At 62.8% G+C, this 15,383-nt stretch carries 15 protein-coding genes; 11 read left to right on the top strand and 4 right to left on the bottom strand.

Features of this window, described 5'->3' with window-relative positions:
- Positions 1-164: 164 nt before the first annotated feature.
- Positions 165-1,721, bottom strand: a complete 1,557-nt coding sequence (locus tag BBD46_RS14410; protein WP_071402397.1) for a hypothetical protein — start codon at positions 1,719-1,721, stop codon at positions 165-167.
- A 157-nt stretch (positions 1,722-1,878) separates the two neighbouring features.
- Between BBD46_RS14410 and ligA the strand changes: the two genes are divergently transcribed.
- A complete protein-coding gene (gene ligA / locus BBD46_RS14405; protein WP_071402396.1) occupies positions 1,879-3,663 on the top strand; it encodes an ATP-dependent DNA ligase LigA in 1,785 nt (594 codons plus the stop codon).
- 13 nt (positions 3,664-3,676) lie between these two features.
- On the opposite strand, the gene BBD46_RS14400 is transcribed toward ligA, so the two are convergent.
- The 3 genes from BBD46_RS14400 to BBD46_RS14390 form a co-directional block, all read right to left on the bottom strand.
- Entirely contained in the window at positions 3,677-4,291 is a 615-nt protein-coding gene (locus BBD46_RS14400; RefSeq protein ID WP_071402395.1) for an ArsR/SmtB family transcription factor, read from the bottom strand.
- A gap of 94 nt (positions 4,292-4,385) precedes the next feature.
- A complete protein-coding gene (locus tag BBD46_RS14395) occupies positions 4,386-5,714 on the bottom strand; it encodes a S8 family peptidase (RefSeq protein WP_071402394.1) in 1,329 nt (442 codons plus the stop codon).
- 216 nt (positions 5,715-5,930) lie between these two features.
- On the bottom strand, positions 5,931-7,286 hold the full coding sequence (locus BBD46_RS14390; protein ID WP_071402393.1) for a BGTF surface domain-containing protein: 1,356 nt from the start codon (positions 7,284-7,286) through the stop codon (positions 5,931-5,933).
- A 183-nt stretch (positions 7,287-7,469) separates the two neighbouring features.
- Between BBD46_RS14390 and BBD46_RS14385 the strand changes: the two genes are divergently transcribed.
- The 10 genes from BBD46_RS14385 (at position 7,470) to BBD46_RS14335 (ending at position 15,296) form a co-directional block, all read left to right on the top strand.
- Positions 7,470-8,723 (top strand): hypothetical protein, encoded by a 1,254-nt coding sequence (locus BBD46_RS14385; RefSeq protein ID WP_071402392.1) that lies wholly within the window; start codon positions 7,470-7,472, stop codon positions 8,721-8,723.
- A gap of 109 nt (positions 8,724-8,832) precedes the next feature.
- A complete protein-coding gene (gene hisC, locus BBD46_RS14380) occupies positions 8,833-10,008 on the top strand; it encodes a histidinol-phosphate transaminase (protein ID WP_071402391.1) in 1,176 nt (391 codons plus the stop codon).
- Positions 10,005-10,589: an adenylate kinase family protein gene (locus BBD46_RS14375; RefSeq protein ID WP_071402390.1), complete on the top strand. Its 585-nt coding sequence runs from the start codon at positions 10,005-10,007 to the stop codon at positions 10,587-10,589. The genes hisC and BBD46_RS14375 overlap by 4 nt, the downstream gene beginning before the upstream one ends.
- Entirely contained in the window at positions 10,586-11,197 is a 612-nt protein-coding gene (locus tag BBD46_RS14370; RefSeq protein WP_071402389.1) for a CDP-alcohol phosphatidyltransferase family protein, read from the top strand. Before BBD46_RS14375 ends, BBD46_RS14370 begins: the two co-directional genes overlap by 4 nt.
- A 97-nt stretch (positions 11,198-11,294) precedes the next feature.
- Positions 11,295-11,849: a multiprotein bridging factor aMBF1 gene (locus tag BBD46_RS21695; protein ID WP_084777766.1), complete on the top strand. Its 555-nt coding sequence runs from the start codon at positions 11,295-11,297 to the stop codon at positions 11,847-11,849.
- Between the two features lie 188 nt (positions 11,850-12,037).
- Positions 12,038-12,682 carry a triose-phosphate isomerase gene (gene tpiA, locus BBD46_RS14355; protein ID WP_071402386.1) on the top strand — a complete coding sequence of 215 codons (645 nt, stop codon included), beginning with the start codon at positions 12,038-12,040 and terminating at the stop codon, positions 12,680-12,682.
- 111 nt (positions 12,683-12,793) lie between these two features.
- Positions 12,794-13,240 carry a hypothetical protein gene (locus BBD46_RS14350; protein WP_071402385.1) on the top strand — a complete coding sequence of 149 codons (447 nt, stop codon included), beginning with the start codon at positions 12,794-12,796 and terminating at the stop codon, positions 13,238-13,240.
- A gap of 82 nt (positions 13,241-13,322) precedes the next feature.
- Positions 13,323-13,949, top strand: coding sequence for a toll/interleukin-1 receptor domain-containing protein (locus tag BBD46_RS14345; RefSeq protein ID WP_071402384.1), 627 nt, complete (start codon positions 13,323-13,325; stop codon positions 13,947-13,949).
- Positions 13,950-14,310: 361 nt separating this feature from the next.
- Positions 14,311-14,727, top strand: coding sequence for a DUF3054 domain-containing protein (locus BBD46_RS14340; protein WP_071402383.1), 417 nt, complete (start codon positions 14,311-14,313; stop codon positions 14,725-14,727).
- 353 nt (positions 14,728-15,080) lie between these two features.
- Positions 15,081-15,296: a hypothetical protein gene (locus BBD46_RS14335; protein WP_004216336.1), complete on the top strand. Its 216-nt coding sequence runs from the start codon at positions 15,081-15,083 to the stop codon at positions 15,294-15,296.
- The last annotated feature ends 87 nt before the right edge of the window (positions 15,297-15,383 follow it).

Genomic DNA, 15,383 nt, shown 5'->3' with positions numbered 1-15,383 from the left:
AGTCCTTATCGGTGACTGCGACGCTGATACTGTGGTGGTCAGAATGTGCTGTGAGCAGGGTTGAGATACCGGAGGCTTTAGTCGTAAAATCCAGCGCTGACTCCCGTTCTGGCCGATTCCTTGGCAGAAGAATTACAACCGTGTTTCTGACTGCTGTCACCGACTCAGTCGCCGATCCAGTCAGCGAAACTCCCTTCCAGCAGCGTCTCGCGCTGGCGGCGCACGTACGCTCGTTGCATGGTTTCGATCGCCGTTTCCAGGTCTGCGCCGTCGTCGACCGCCGAACGAACCTGATCGTGCTTCCAGCGGGCCGGTGTCAGTTGCTGGCGCACACGTCGGCGCAACGGGTAGAGATACTTCGCAGCCTGCTCCTCGGTCAGACCACGACTCGTCAGTCCGTCCTCGGCGTGGGCCAGCAGGTCCTCGTAGAGCGCCAGCGTGTCCGTCGTCTCCTTGCCGTCGTTGGTGATCCAGACGATATCTGCCTCGAGGCCGCCGCGCATGGCCGCGTAGAAGTTCTCGCGGGCAGTCTGCCAGTCGAGTTCGTGGACAGGGTGTTCGAGCCGAACCAGGCTCTCGAGGAGGCCGGCGAACGCCGCGAGGAACGAGACGGAGTCCCGGACGGTCGGCTGGGCGGGAATCGGCCGGAACTCGATGCGCGCGTTCGCAGCCGAGCGCGTCGGCCCGCCGAACACGGGCCGAACCCACCGCCAGTAGGTGCCGTGCTTGCGCCGGAAGTGGGGGAACTGGTCGTCGAATCGCTCGCCCGCCTCGACGGGCATCGGAACCATCGTATCGTCGGTGGCGATGCGATCGACGGCCTCCTCGACGGAGTCGAGATCCTGCGGGAACCGAACCTTCCCCTCGCCCGTGTTCGGGTCGTTCAGCACGGTTTCGAAGACGCTGATCCGGTGCTCCATCCAGCCGTCCGCGAGCACGTCCTCGGCCGTCGCGTCGTCGTAGAGGTCGGCGGGGAAGAACGGCGAGTTCACCCCGAGCGCGAGCAATGGGGCGGCGGTCCGGACGGCGTAGTTGAAGTACGTCGGCAGATCGGGCGCGTGGGCCACCTGATAGTGGGGCTGAATCGACGTGATCAGACTCTCGGGCATGACCGTATCGGCCTGCAAGGAGACGTTCGGTGCCTCGATTCGCATGCCGGCCACGTCGGCCTGGTCCGTGTTGGCCATCGCGTGATAGCGCGCCGAGTCGCTCATGTTCGTCGCGACGCGAACGGACCGCTCGCCGCCCTCCGCAGCCTCGTCCTCGACAGTGCGCTCGACGCTGTCGGTAAGGTACGTCGTCGCGTCCTCGCCCTCCGGCGGAATCGTCCAGAGCCCGTCGCTGACCAGTCGCATGCGCTCTGATTCGGTCACCTTCAGCGCCGTCTGCAGGCGCGCTTTGACCTCCGACTCCTGGGCCGCCAGCCCGTGGCCGTTCAGCGGCTGCGGACTCGTCGTCATCTCCGCATTGTGCAGGCCGAGTTCCTTCTCGAAACCGATCAACTCGAGTAGCCGCCGCGGCACTCGCCGCAGCGTGGCGTCGTCGTCCTTGATCGCGTAGAACTCGTACTCGAGTCCGACGATGGCCTGTGGGTTGTCGAAGACGCCGTCTTCGATCGCGTCCTTGATGACTTCGGCGTCGGCCTCGGCGTGCTCGCGGTAGCCGTCGGCGTCGACCGACAACACGTCTGTGACCCGCGCTGCGAGGTCCCCTGATGGCATACGTCGGTGTGGGTGCGCGACTGGTTTAAATGCACATCCTCGAAGTGATGGGAAGAGCCGAATTCCGTCTGCCTGCTCGTCGGTTGAGGGGTAGTCGACAGTGTCACGTCACCCGGTCTCAGAACCGTTTTAGCCTCCCCGGCGATAGACACCGCCGATGGAGTTCGCCACGTTCGCCGACCGCGCCGCCACGATCGAGGCTGAATCTGCGGATCTCGAGATCGTTACCCACGTCCGCGACCTGCTCGCCGAGGCCGGCGACGACCTCCCGATCGTCGCCCGGTTCGTCCAGGGCCGGGTCTTTCCCGCCTGGGACTCGACCACGCTCGATATCGGGCCGAACACCTGCTACGAGGCCATCGCCCGCGCGGCGGGAACGAACGTCGACGCAAACGACGTGGAGGAGCGCCTCGCCGAGCGCGGCGAAATCGGTGCGGTGGCGGCGAGCTACGACTTCGGCGGCCAGCAGGGGTTGGGTGCGTTCATAGGCGGCGGTGGCAGTGGCGCTGGCGACGACAATGACGACCGAGACGACCACAACAACGGCGGCAACGGCAACAACGGCACTGGCGACCTCACCGTCAGCGAAATAAACGACACCCTCACCGACCTCGCGGCCGCCGAAGGCTCGGGCAGCCAGGACCGGAAGGTCGACCTCCTCTTCGGGCTGTTCAACCGCTGCTCGAGCGACGAAGCGCGCTACCTCGCCCGCCTCGTCCTCTCGGAGATGCGCATCGGCGTCGGCGAGGGCACCGTTCGGGACGCCATCGCCGAAGCTTTCGACGTTCCCCAGGAGACGGTCGAACGCGCACTACAGGTCTCGAACGACTACGGCCAGGTCGCCGAAACCGCCCGCGAGGACGGTGTCAGCGGACTCGACGAAATCGAACTCGAGATCGGCCGCCCAGTCCAGGCCATGCTCGCACAGGCGGGGACGGTTACGGATGCACTCGAGGAGTGGGACGAGGCTGCGGTCGAGTGGAAGTACGACGGGGCGCGAATTCAGTTGCACTACGATCCAGCAGGCCCCGGCAACCCAGACGGCGACAGCAACGGCGAGACGCACGTTTTCTCCCGGAACATGGAGGAGGTCACCGACGCACTCCCGGAGGTCGTCGAGTTCGCCGACGAACACCTCGATGGCCCCGCGATCCTGGACGGCGAGGTCGTCGCGATCGACGACGATGGCAGCCCCCTCCCGTTCCAGGAGGTGCTCAAGCGCTTCCGGCGCAAGCACGACGTGGCGAAGGCCCGCGAAAACGTCTCTGTTCGCCCGGTTTTCTTCGACTGTCTGCACGCCGACGGCGACGACCTCCTCGAGGAGCCACTGGTCGAACGACACGACCAACTCGAGTCGGTGCTCGCGCAGGACTCGGACTCCGAGCAAGCGCCAACGGACATTGAGGGCTTCTCACTGCTATGGGTCACCGACGACCCCGACGAAATCGAGGCCGTCGACGCGGATGCACTCGAGGCGGGCCACGAGGGAATCATGCTCAAGAACCCCGATTCGGCGTACTCGCCGGGCCGGCGCGGAAAGAACTGGCAGAAGCGTAAACCGGACGTGGAGACGCTCGACTGCGTCGTCACCGGCGCGGAGTGGGGCGAGGGCCGTCGAGCGACGTTCCTCGGGACGTTCGAACTCTCGGTTCGTGACGGCGACGACCTGGAGACGGTCGGCAAGGTCGCGACGGGGATCACGGACGAGAAGCTCGAAGAGTTGACGGAGTTGCTGGAGCCACACATCGTCGCGGAGGATGGAACGGCAGTCGAACTCGAGCCGGCCGTCGTTTTCGAGGTCGGCTACGAGGAGATCCAGACGTCGCCGACGTACTCGTCGGGCTATGCGCTTCGATTCCCCCGATTCCTGGGTGTGCGATACGACAAGGATACTGCGGGAGCGGAGACGCTCGAGCGGCTCGAGACGCTCAGAGACGAGTGACGTCTGGGTGGCGCTACCGCCGAAGCGCCAGCGACGCGAGACCGGCGACGAGTAGCGCGCCAAAGAAGAAAATGATACCCGGTTCTCCCGCATCGAAGACGAGCCAGGTGAGTAGCCCCTGCGTTTCGTTTACGCTGCTCGTGTGACTCGCCGGATCGATCCCGGTCGAATCGGTTCCGGTCGGTGAGAACAGGCTGTAGACGCCCCACTGAACGAACAGCGCGCCAGCACCGAGAACCGCGAGTCCGGCGACGACTTCGGAGAGCGACCGCTCGAGTTGCGAGCGTGTCTCTTCCTCCCCGACGAAGACGAGCGGATCGCTCGCCGGACCGTAGACGACCATCTCGTTCCCCTTCTCCGAGTACCGCTGACCGACGGGTTCGATGAGCGCCGCCGACTCGAGAACCGAGATGTGATGCGAGACGTTCTGAACGGAGGTGTCGACGCTAGCCGCCAACTCTGATGCCGTCGCCGGTTCCTCGAACAGGCTGCGGTACACGTTTCGACGCGTCTCACTCGAGAACACATCGAAGAGTTCGTCGGCCTCGTCGTCGTCCACGTCGACAATTCTGAGGGAGGCGTCCGCAGTTGCCGATGTGGAAGGGAGAATATTCGTTAGTGTCGACATTAGTTCTCGAGTCGGGCCTACACCAGGACATAGCTTACTATACGTTAAACGGCGATTTGAGCGATACACTCTCACGGTCCGAACGGGATGAATGTTACCTGGCGTCTTCCTCGTTCTCGACTGCAACTGTCGCCTCGAATGTGTCATCGACGGCCGCGACGGCTGCACGGGGATCGACTTGCCCACGCCCACTCTCCGTATCAACGCCGTCGGTCGGCTCGGCGGTCGATGCGAGCGTCCGGCGCACGTCTTCCGGACTGAGTTCGGGGCCTGCATCGACGACGAGCGCTGCGACCCCGCCGACGTACGCGGCAGAAGCAGATGTTCCGTCAAAGGTGGGATCAGCGCCCGTTGGATGGCTGTCCGGGGCGACGACATCAACACCGAGTCGTCCGTCGGTAGTCGGACCGCGGGAACTGTACGGTGCGACCTCGTCTGCCCCCTCATTGATCGCACCCACAGAGAGCACATCGGGCGCGGCGGCAGGTGCAGCGATACTGCCACTCGACCGCCCGTCCGCTAGCGAATGCGTTGACGACGTGACCCGAATGCGGGTATTAGTAGTAATTTCTGTGTCCGCTCCCGGGCCGCGAACTGCAAGCCCGTAGGTATCGTCATCGAGTTGTGCCGTCAATCGTTCGCCCGGAACATCGCCGTACTCGCGGGGCAAGGACTGGGCAACGCGTGTCGTGCTCCCGTCGTCTTCGAGTCGGTAGAGTTCGAGCTGATATGTTTCGTCTGGATCGTCCCAGGAGAGGTGGAACTCTGCGTGCCCGTTTGGTCCCCGTACCTCGTTGAGCGGTCCACCCTCAAAGCCGCGCGCGCCGCTTTCGTCGGGTGAGTACGTCCCCGTCCAGTGACCGGTCCCGAGATTGCCCGCTGGTGCGACGACGACACTCTGCTCGGTTGCCGCAGCCGTCGCCCGCGCGAGTTTCGAGCTCCCATCGCCGAGTGTCCCCGCGTCCGCGACCGGCGCGACGATCACGTCGACGTCGCGATCGACCAGCCACTCGAGTCCGTCCTCGTAGTCCTCAGGGGTTTCGAACGTGGCCAGATGCAGATCAGCGTCCGGCGCGATGCGAGCGATCGTCGCAGCGACTGCGGTGCCGTGACTCCCACCGCTGCTGTCGTCGACGGCGATATCGTCTCCGAATCCGGCCGCGGCGACAACCCGATCCTCGAGTAGCGGGTACTCGCGATCGAAGCCGGTCACGTCGAGGACGCCGACAGACACGTTCTCCCCGGTCGTTCCGGCGGTGTGAATCGGTTCGATCGTTTCGTCGACATCGATCGTTCCCGCAGTGGGTCCGTTCGAGGTGGGCGCTCCGTCGCCGACGGCGAGAGCGAGATAGCCGAGACCGCCGGCGAACGCGGAGACGAGGAGGAGTACACACAGGACAACCACTACTTCAGTTCGATCCATCAATGATGTCGGTAGAGTGTAAGCCATCGACTACTAGCAACCAGCCGACCGGACGAGAGGCAAGTGAAGATCGTCATCCAGTGGCTCGTTTGGTCTTCGTTGACCGTATTTTCTGTCAGCCACTATTTAATGTCACGGTACCAAATTGTCGGCCAAAACAGGGCCAGAAACGAGGAGGCGTACTCACGACTACATCTTGCGTGCTTGAGACGCGAGTTACGTCTCTCGAAGCGATCCTGAACGGCCGATACCGAGCATGACGCTAATACCGACGACCGAAAGCACCGTCCCAACAGCAAGGAGGCCAAGTCCCCAGGTGGAGACGCCAGCAAACAGTGCGTCGTCCGCATCGGTGCCGTCGGCGAGTTCGGTTTCGTCGTGCTCGACGGATCCGTTCTCGTCAGCCCCGTCGGTTGCACCCGGTTCGACGATGGTTCCCGAAACCGATGCGTTCACTGCGGGGTCGGCGGCCGATTCCGCATCGACGGTGAACGCTGTGTCAGGCTCGACGTAATCGAAGTCGACGCTCAGTTCGAACGTTCCGTGCTCGTCAACCTCGACTTCCTCTTGAATGAAGAATGTCCCGCTGGAGACCAGCTGTACATCGATGTGTTCGCCAGCGTCGAGGTCAGACTCACCGGTGATTTGCTGATCGAAAGCCGCCTCGAGTTCGAGTTCGTCACCGTCGTGAACGATGACGATGCCGTTGCTTTCGGTCTGGCTATCGTCCTCATCCCCAGCGTCATCGTCGTCGTCGCTATCGTCGTCGCGAGGATCGACACCGTCGACCCAGAACGTCGTTGAGACTCTCGTCAGGTTGTTGTGTTCAGCCGTCACATCGATCCGGTTCGTCTCTGGAAGCGTCGTCAGATCGACTGTCGTCTCGAACTGACCGTCCTCGTCGACGACGACCTCCTCTTCGAGCAGGAAGGATTCGTCATCGCTCGTCTCGAAGCGGATCTCGAACGAGTCACCCGAGTCGAACCCAGTCGTTCCCGCGATCGTGTGTGACGGGTCATCGTCCAGTTCCGACCAGTCCAACTCGAGTCCGTCGTGGAACTCAATGCTTGGCGCTACGGTGAGAGTATCCATGACAATTGATGAATCAGTCATGATATGTACAGAGTAGTCACCGCCGGGAAGTTCGTCACCGACATCGTTCGAATGAACGGTAACGTCGTGTACCTCACCATCGGTTACCGTGAAGTACTCGTCTGGGTCGTCAGCACCGACGGCTCCAGTATCGAGTTCGATCGTGACATCGTCGTCGTCACCCTCGAGTGTCGCTTCGAGAGAGAAGCTGTTGTCGGGTGAACTGATTTGGAAGTCGAACTGGCCACCACTGGTGTTGACAACCTCGAACTCGACAGTTTCCGGTGGCTCGACTTCTGACGGCAGGTCGTCGAAGTCGATGTGGCCGTTGTTGTCGGTGCTTGTCGATGTACCGTCGGCCGCAACGGGGGCCGCAAGCACGACGGTACTGAGCGCGACGGCGAGCGCCGCGAGCACCGCGAGGCGGGAATAATTCGCCCGAAGGGCGTTCGATACCATCTGGAGGGAATCGTCAGGCATCACCAGCACAGAAGCACCCACTGATAGTGAAAGTCAGGATAACTACAATGTCGTTTTAACGTATGCAGCTGGTGCCTTGGTTCCAACTGAACGACACGGAAAGATGACCCTCACGTCCGAAAACATACAATCGTTCTTTGAGCTAGCTGAGGGAATTTATACACGACCGTTGTAGGTGTGCGTATGACTCAGTACACCCGACGCGACGCCCTCGTCGCGACGGGAACCGTAAGTACACTCGCCGTCGCCGGCTGTCTGAGCGACGATGACGCAGATGAGCCGAACGGTTCCACCGGCACCCAGGCAGACGGAACAAACGTTAATTCGCACGTCGAGACGGTCGAAACGTTTCAACTCGGTGGATCACTTTCCCGACCGGAGTGGATCCAGATTGACGACCGAACCGGACTCGTCTCCGTCGCCGAGTCCCCACAGGATATCGCGTGGTTAGTCGATGATCCGGAACGCGTCGATGGGCTTAGAGCATGGCTGTCGGAAACTGACTTCGACGACGCGGTCGTGCTGTGCGCTCAGACCGTTGGACCGAACACCTGCGTCAACGAACTCGCCGTTTCGGATGTCGCAGTTACTGACGATGTGCTGGAGAACGAGTCCGAGCCCCAGACAGCCATCACCGCCAGCATCCACGCAGTCGACACGAGCGAGGAGCGCGAGGCCTGTGGTGAGATGATCACCTATCCTGCCGCGCTCGTTCGGATCACCGGCGACGACCTCCCCTCGGTGGCTACCGTCGCGATCACGGACGGCTGGGGCGAAACGAGCGAGGTCGACACTACCAGCGGACTGCTCGACTCGGCTGAGTTACCCGGCTTCGTCCAGCCGACTCACGATCCGCAGCCAGCCGGTGTACTCGAGTGCCCCGACGATGAGGTTGACCGGCATCCGAGCAGTGACGACGATGATGTCGTATGGGGTGACAGCGACGACGAGTCCGGTGTCCCGCAACTCGCGCTGCGGGTCGAGAATCCGCAGTTCGATGTGGGTGATGATAGTGGGGGTAGTGTGGGTCGTGGTGGTAATGATAGGGAAGCTGAGGGTGACGACGCCGCAGCCGCACTCGAGTTCGAACGCGGTGACGAGGTTCACGTTCGGCTCTGGAACGTTTCCTCCGAGACGGTGATGACGGGGAACGCAGCGAAGTACAATTTCGAGAAGTTGACGAACGATGGCTGGCAGGATGTTCGTGTCGGATCCGACGACGTGGCGTTCACGTATACCGACGAAGGGGTGTTGCATCCGCCGGGAGAGGCGTTCGAGTGGACGTTCGAACTCACTGAAGACGGGATTCTCGAGGGCTACATCCACGAAGACCGACTGACAGTCTGTCCCGAACTCAGCGCTGGCCGGTATCGATTTTCCTACTGGGGGACTGCCGGACGGAGGACGATCGCGGTCGGGTTCGATCTCGTCGAGTGAACAGGTGCTGGCTCCCATGACGGACGACCAGCGACGAACAGCGCCCCGCACTACGATATGGCGACGGTAGGTGAGCACGCTTAAGAGCCACGGCGAACAGGCTTCGCGTATGCAACCGCGCGATCTGTCCGATCACGTCGCCTACGAGGCGGGTCGGGGCATCGAGGAAGTCGCCCGCGAACTCGGGCGCGACCCCTCGGAATTTGTCAAACTCGCCTCGAACGAGAACCCGCACGGACCCTCGCCGGCCGCCGTCGAGACTATCCGCGAGGCCGCCTCGAGTGTCAGTTCGTATCCGAAATCCACACACACAGACCTTACCGAAGCCGTCGCCAACCACTGGGATGTCTCACCCGCACAGGTCTGGCTGGCAAACGGCGGTGACGGGGCGCTTGATTACCTCTCACGGGCCGTCATCGAACCCGGCGACGAGGTGCTCGTTCCGACGCCCGGCTTCGCCTACTACGGCATGAGCGCCCGCTTTCACCACGGCGAGGTCAGCGAGTACAGCCTCAACCGCGAGGATGGATTCGCCCAGACCGCAGCAGCCGTCCTCGAGGACTACGGCGGTGAACGGATCGTCTATCTCACCAGCCCGCATAACCCGTCGGGGTCGACGATCGATCTCGCCGAAATCGAGCGGCTCGCCGAGGAAACCGACGAGGAAACGCTCGTCGTTGTCGACGAGGCCTACGGCGAGTTCGCCGATGTCGACAGCGCCATCGCGCTCATCGAGGGCCGGGACGGCTTCGACGCGCGCGACGATATCGCCGTCTTGCGAACGTTCTCGAAGGCCTACGGCCTCGCCGGGCTCCGACTCGGCTACGCCGTAGTCCCCGACGAGTGGGCGGGCGCCTACACGCGCGTGAACACCCCGTTTGCCGCGAGCGAACTCGCCTGCCGAGCCGGGCTGGCCGCCTTCGGCGACGACGAACACGTCGAGCGTACCGTCGAGACGGCACGCAAGTCCCGCACGGCCATGCGCGAGGAGATTGACGCGCACGTCTGGGAGAGCGAGGGGAACTTCGCTCTCGCAGCTGTGGGCGACGCCTCGGCGGTAGCAGACGCGATGCAGGAACGCGGGGTCATCGTCCGCGACTGTACGAGCTTCGGGCTGCCAGGCTGCATCCGCATCACCTGCGGCACCGAGGCTGAAACCGAGCGGGCGATCGAGACGCTCAACGAGGTGCTCGCGGACCTCGGCCTGGACCCCGATTCCGGTTCCAATCCCGAGTCTGATTCCGATTCCGCAGCCGCCCGCGAACGCGAGGTGTCCGACACGTGAGAATCGCCGTCACCGGAACCCCTGGAACGGGGAAGACGACCGTGACAGAACTGCTGGCTGATCGGCTCGCCGGGGAGGCTGAAATCGACAGTGAAGATGGGACCGAGGACGGCGGAGTCAGCGACCTCGGTGAGGTTGAAGTCGTCCACCTCAACGACGTACTCGCCGAGGAGGGGCTCTACACCGAGGTCGACCCCGACCGCGAGAGCAAGGTCGCCGACCTGGACGGGCTATCCGAGTGGCTCGACGACCGCGACGCCGACACTCTCGTCGTCGACTCCCACCTCGCCCACCACTTCGACGCCGACCGCGTCGCCGTCCTCCGGTGTGCCCCCGACGACCTTGCGGATCGACTCCGCGAACGCGGCGAAACCGAAGGGAAAGCGGCTGAGAACGCCGAGAGCGAGGCCCTCGACGTAATCCTCTCGGAAGCCGTCGACCAGCACGGACTCGAGTCCGTCTACGAAATCGATACGACCGACCGCGAGCCGGCGGCCGTCGCGGACGAACTCGCAGCCGTCGTCGCGGGCGAGCGCGAGCCGAGCGCTGGCGAGGTCGACTTCATGGGGTACCTCACATGACACTCGACAAGTTCAGACCGTACATCTCGCGCTTTCTGGACCCGTTCGTCAAAGGGTTCGATCGCGTCGGGATGACGCCCGACGGCGTGAGTGTTGTCGCGTTCGGGATGGCGATCCTGGCTGCTGCGGCGTTCTTCCTCGGCGGGCGAGCAGCGCCCGTCTGGTACGCCGCTGCCGCCGCACTAGTCTTCCTGAACGGCTGGCTCGACATCGTTGACGGCGCGCTCGCGCGTGAACAGGAGGTTGCATCGGCGGGCGGCGACCTGCTCGACCACGTGCTCGATCGATACGCCGACATCATCATCATCGCCGGACTGGCGGCCGGCATCGGCGATTATCTGCTCGGCTTCCTCGCTGTCACGGGCGTCGTGATGACCTCCTATCTCGGGACGCAAGCCCAGGCCGTTGGCCTCGACCGAGTGTACGGCGGTCTCGTCGGTCGAGCGGACCGGCTGGCCATCATCGGCGTCGTCGGCTTCCTCGCCTACCCAGTCTCGGGCGAAGTCGCCGGCCTGACGCTGATCGGCTGGCTGCTGGTCTTCCTCGCCGTCGTCGGCCACCTGACGGCGCTCCAGCGCTTTTTCTACTCCTGGACGGCACTCGAGTAGCACGACTCGAGTACCCGGCATCGGGCTGTGGGTGCGACTGTCTTCGGCGCAGCAACGCGCCGCATGGTTTATGACTCGCCGCGATATAGGTTCGTCCATGGTTCAGTGCGAGATGTGTGGCGCCGAGACGTCGTCTCCGAAGACCATCAAGGTCGAGGGCGCGAAGTTAGACGTGTGTTCGAACTGTACCGACTTCGGTACCGAAGTCAGACAGACTTCGAGTTCGAGCACGTCCACCAAGTACTCGACCGGCTCCTCGTCCTCGAGTTCCGGCGGCCAGTCGGCCGGCTCGGGCGGGACGAGTGGCTCGTCGTCGAGTTCTAGCTCCAGTTCGAGTTCCCAACGTCGGTCAGACATGTTCGACGATATGGACCAGCTCGCACCCGATTACGACGATCTCGTGCGATCCGCACGCGAAGACAAGGGTCTCAGCCAGTCCGATCTGGCCAACGAGCTCAACGAGAAGTCGAGTCTCATCCGGAAGATCGAGCGCGGTGATACGCTGCCGAGCGACCGCGTCCAGACGAAACTCGAGCGCTTCCTCGAGATCAACCTGAACGCAGAAGGAAGCTCGGGCGACGACTCCGAGTGGTCCGGCGGCTCCTCGTCGGGCAGTTACACACTCGGTGACGTCGTCAAGCGCAAGGACTGAGCGCAGTTCGTGTCGACGTGAGCTGATAGCAACGGGAGACGTACCCAATTGCGATGCGGGCGCGTTGTCTATGCCACTCGAGTGCGAGCCGCTGTCTGCCCCCGTATCCCACGTGGCGGTCGTGGCGCGACGTGGCGTGCTGACTCGCAAGCTATTTCTTCCGCGGGACGGGCCTCTCTCCTATAGCGATGTTCGTCCTCGTCAACCTGAAGACGTATCCGTGTGATCCAGTCGCCGTCGCGGAGGCCGTCCGCGATGTCAACGAGACCACCGACGCGCGCCTCGCCGTCGCGCCGCAGGCAGCACACCTCGAGCGCGTCGCCGACACCGGCGCAGAGACCTGGGCACAGCACGTCGATCCGATCGAACACGGGAGCAACACCGGCCACACGCTCGCCGAGTCGGTCGCCGACGCGGGTGCCGTCGGGACCCTGATCAATCACTCCGAACAGCGCCTGAAGCTCGCCGATATCGACGGCTCGGTGCAGGCAGCGGAGCGTGCCGGGCTCGAGACGGTCATCTGTGCGAACAACCCGGCTCAGATCGGCGCGGCCGCGGCCCTCGGGCCGGATGCCGTCGCCGTCGAACCGCCGGAACTCATCGGGACGGGAACGCCGGTCAGCCAGGCCGACCCGGATATCGTCGAGGACGCGGTAGAAGCAGCTGAGAGTGTCGACGACGACGTGGCCGTACTCTGCGGTGCGGGTATCAGCACCGGTGACGACGTGGTCGCTGCCGGTGACCTCGGCTCCGAGGGTGTCCTGCTCGCAAGCGGCGTCGCGAAGGCCGACGATCCGATGGCTGCACTCGAGGATCTGGTCGACCCGCTCTGAGCGGGCTTTCGCTCGGTCGTTCCCGCGGTTTTCCACCACGGGTGTCCACAATGCCGGCACAGTACACACCCGACCAAACACCTTTTCTCACAACACGACAACACGTCTCGTATGAGTGACGAGCGGCCCGTGGCTGTCGCACTCGAGAACCGGCTCATGAGCCACGGCATCTACGTGACGGCGTTCGAACAGGGGGACAGAGATGGGGATGGGAATGGGAATGAGGATGGGAACGGAGACGCGAACGTGGACGAAAACCAAAACGGACACGAGACAACCGGCGACGAGCAGCCCGCTCCGATCGTACTCGAGTACGAAACCGTCTCGGAGGCGCCGGGTGTGACGAGCAACGAGGTCGGTGCGGTGCTTCGGTCGCTGCTGGCGGTCGCCGAGGAGCGCGAGTGGCAGCCGGGACGACTCGAGGCCACGTCGCTGACGACCGATGGAGACCGACGGGGAAGCTGGCACGTCGAAGCTGCGTGGTTCGAGGGGCTCTCAAACGAGCTCTCGCAGGTGGAGTTCTCACAGCGGGTGCTGGAGACGATTTCGCAGGCATAGCGTCTGGAACGGCCGCTGTGTGCACCTGTCGAGAGTAGGTACCTTAATAATAGCTCACGAACCATCATCTCGACGAGAGAGTATGTCCGGAGAACAGGTCTTCGTCTCGCACGCACCAGGTGATCTCGAACTCGTTCAGGACCTGTTCTCGACGGTGAAGAACTTCCCCTTTGGCGTCCACATCGTGCTCGAGGAGGTCGAATCGGGCGGGTCACGGGCGCGTCTCGAGGGACGGCTGGCGAACAGCGACGTTGTTGTCGCGGTGCTCACCGAGCGAGCGACGACGAGCCAGTGGATCAATCAGGAGGTCGGCTACGCGCTCGCGAAGGGCATTCCCGTGTTACCGCTGTACGACGACGAGCGCCGCCGTGGCGGCTTCATTAGCGACGTCGAGGGCGTCGTCATCGACCGCGAGAACCCCTCGGTGACGATTTTCAACCTGCTGTGCCGACTGCGAAGCGAACTCGCCCCGCTTGGTGCGCTTTCGGTGCCGAACTGGTACGTCCGGTTCCCGTGTACCGTGCCGAACTGCGATCAGCCGGTGACACTCGAGATCGAGCGCAATCAGACGAAGCTCTGGAAGCTCCACCAGCACGGCCAGGCACTGTCGGCGGACTGTCGAAACTGTGGCTCGCGCTATTATTTCGATCCGGGAACGATCGGGTATCTTCGTCGGGAGGACGACAGTGCTGAGACGAGCGCGCGCTGATCGCTTGCCCACAGCGACACTACCCAGCGAGGCTTTAGTTTGGGACGCCATACGCCGGGTACTCGAGTCGGTATGCACGTCTTACGCTGGTCCGGTGACACCGCTTGATCTCGCCTGCGTGGTGAAGGGGTCCGATAACAAAGCCGCTCCCGTTCGTTCGAAGGGACGTGCGAGGACGCCCTCGCACGGAGACGCTTCGTCCGTTGGGACGACATGCGGCAACTCGGCGATGCCAGTCGCCGGGTTCCTCCTCCCCTGTCACTTCGTGTGATTGTTTTGCGCAGTCGCTTCATGGACGTGACCAGCCACCCTCGTCACTAAAATCGGGACATCAATAGGGACACAGCCCTGAGCAGCGCGTATGGACACTGCAGTGCAGGCGGATGAGCACACGTCAGCCTTCGATCGCGAAACGCTGCTCGTCGGCACCGTCGACATCGCGCTGTTGACAGCGTTAATTCTGTACGGTCAGTTCTCTCACGGGCTGGTCGACGGCGTTCCTGCCTTGCTCGAGGCGCTGGCACCGTTCCTGCTCGGTTGGATCGCGATGGCGGCACTGTCGGGGCTGTACACCCGCAACAGCACGGCGTCGGTGATCGGAACGGTGCGACTGACGGCGCTGACCTGGATCGCAGCGGCCAATATCGGACTCTCGCTTCGCGTCTCCCCGTACCTCGACGGGGCTGCTGCCTGGCCGTTCGGCCTCGTCATCACCGGCTTCGGGCTGGTTGCCCTCGTCGGCTGGCGTATCGGGTACACCACAATCGCCCGGCGGTAACGCTTCGGCTACCCACCATATCTGTCTCCAGACATATCACCATCTAAAAAGACGATAGTGGGGCTGACAGCGGTATCATATTCTGGATGGTCTCCCGCAATTACAAAATGACTACTGTCAACATTTGACATAGTGTTTCCCTCGTGCGGTTTTTCGACTCAAGTCCGCGGTTCGACGTTCCATCGGTGAATCTCTCTCCCATCCCATGATTATTCTTATCCAAATCAACCCATCGATAAGCAACTCATAAGTTATGGCTATCCACCACCCAAAATACGGATTAGAAATGAGTCCAATATCAGGCGATTATGGGAAACACTTATATACACATTTCACGTACTATTGGATAGATTATGACTGGATATTACGACATTGTTCTTGGCCTTATCCCAGTCGCACTGCTTGGAATCACCGCAGCCCTGACGTTCGTTGGCGTCTCGCTGACCGCAGCCGTCCCGATCGGCGCGTTCACCGCGATGGGGATCATCGGCCATGCGATGTTCGTCAATACACCCGCTGACGCCTCCGACGAGGCCCGTTCCGCCAAGCCACCGCTCAACGCGGACTAGTCGTTTCACTCCAGTCACTTTCTCTCCCCTCTCCCCACCTCCTTCTCCCTCTCTCCCTTCCGTTCTCTCCTCGAGTTACAGTCGCTC

The sequence above is a fragment of the Natrialba sp. SSL1 genome, assembly GCF_001861355.1.
Lineage (GTDB): Archaea > Halobacteriota > Halobacteria > Halobacteriales > Natrialbaceae > Natrialba.
This window is presented reverse-complemented; position numbering and strand designations above follow the sequence as displayed.

Excerpts from the sequence above, each read along its gene's own strand:
- BBD46_RS14400 (WP_071402395.1), bottom strand. The coding sequence starts at position 4,291 with ATGTCGACACTAACGAATATTCTCCCTTCCACATCGGCAACTGCGGAC.
- BBD46_RS14350 (WP_071402385.1), top strand. The coding sequence starts at position 12,794 with ATGAGTGACGAGCGGCCCGTGGCTGTCGCACTCGAGAACCGGCTCATG.
- BBD46_RS14340 (WP_071402383.1), top strand. The coding sequence starts at position 14,311 with ATGGACACTGCAGTGCAGGCGGATGAGCACACGTCAGCCTTCGATCGC.
- BBD46_RS14395 (WP_071402394.1), bottom strand. The coding sequence starts at position 5,714 with ATGGATCGAACTGAAGTAGTGGTTGTCCTGTGTGTACTCCTCCTCGTC.
- BBD46_RS14345 (WP_071402384.1), top strand. The coding sequence starts at position 13,323 with ATGTCCGGAGAACAGGTCTTCGTCTCGCACGCACCAGGTGATCTCGAA.
- BBD46_RS14370 (WP_071402389.1), top strand. The coding sequence starts at position 10,586 with ATGACACTCGACAAGTTCAGACCGTACATCTCGCGCTTTCTGGACCCG.
- BBD46_RS14335 (WP_004216336.1), top strand. The coding sequence starts at position 15,081 with ATGACTGGATATTACGACATTGTTCTTGGCCTTATCCCAGTCGCACTG.
- BBD46_RS14385 (WP_071402392.1), top strand. The coding sequence starts at position 7,470 with ATGACTCAGTACACCCGACGCGACGCCCTCGTCGCGACGGGAACCGTA.
- BBD46_RS14390 (WP_071402393.1), bottom strand. The coding sequence starts at position 7,286 with ATGCCTGACGATTCCCTCCAGATGGTATCGAACGCCCTTCGGGCGAAT.
- BBD46_RS21695 (WP_084777766.1), top strand. The coding sequence starts at position 11,295 with ATGGTTCAGTGCGAGATGTGTGGCGCCGAGACGTCGTCTCCGAAGACC.
- hisC (WP_071402391.1), top strand. The coding sequence starts at position 8,833 with ATGCAACCGCGCGATCTGTCCGATCACGTCGCCTACGAGGCGGGTCGG.
- BBD46_RS14410 (WP_071402397.1), bottom strand. The coding sequence starts at position 1,721 with ATGCCATCAGGGGACCTCGCAGCGCGGGTCACAGACGTGTTGTCGGTC.
- tpiA (WP_071402386.1), top strand. The coding sequence starts at position 12,038 with ATGTTCGTCCTCGTCAACCTGAAGACGTATCCGTGTGATCCAGTCGCC.
- ligA (WP_071402396.1), top strand. The coding sequence starts at position 1,879 with ATGGAGTTCGCCACGTTCGCCGACCGCGCCGCCACGATCGAGGCTGAA.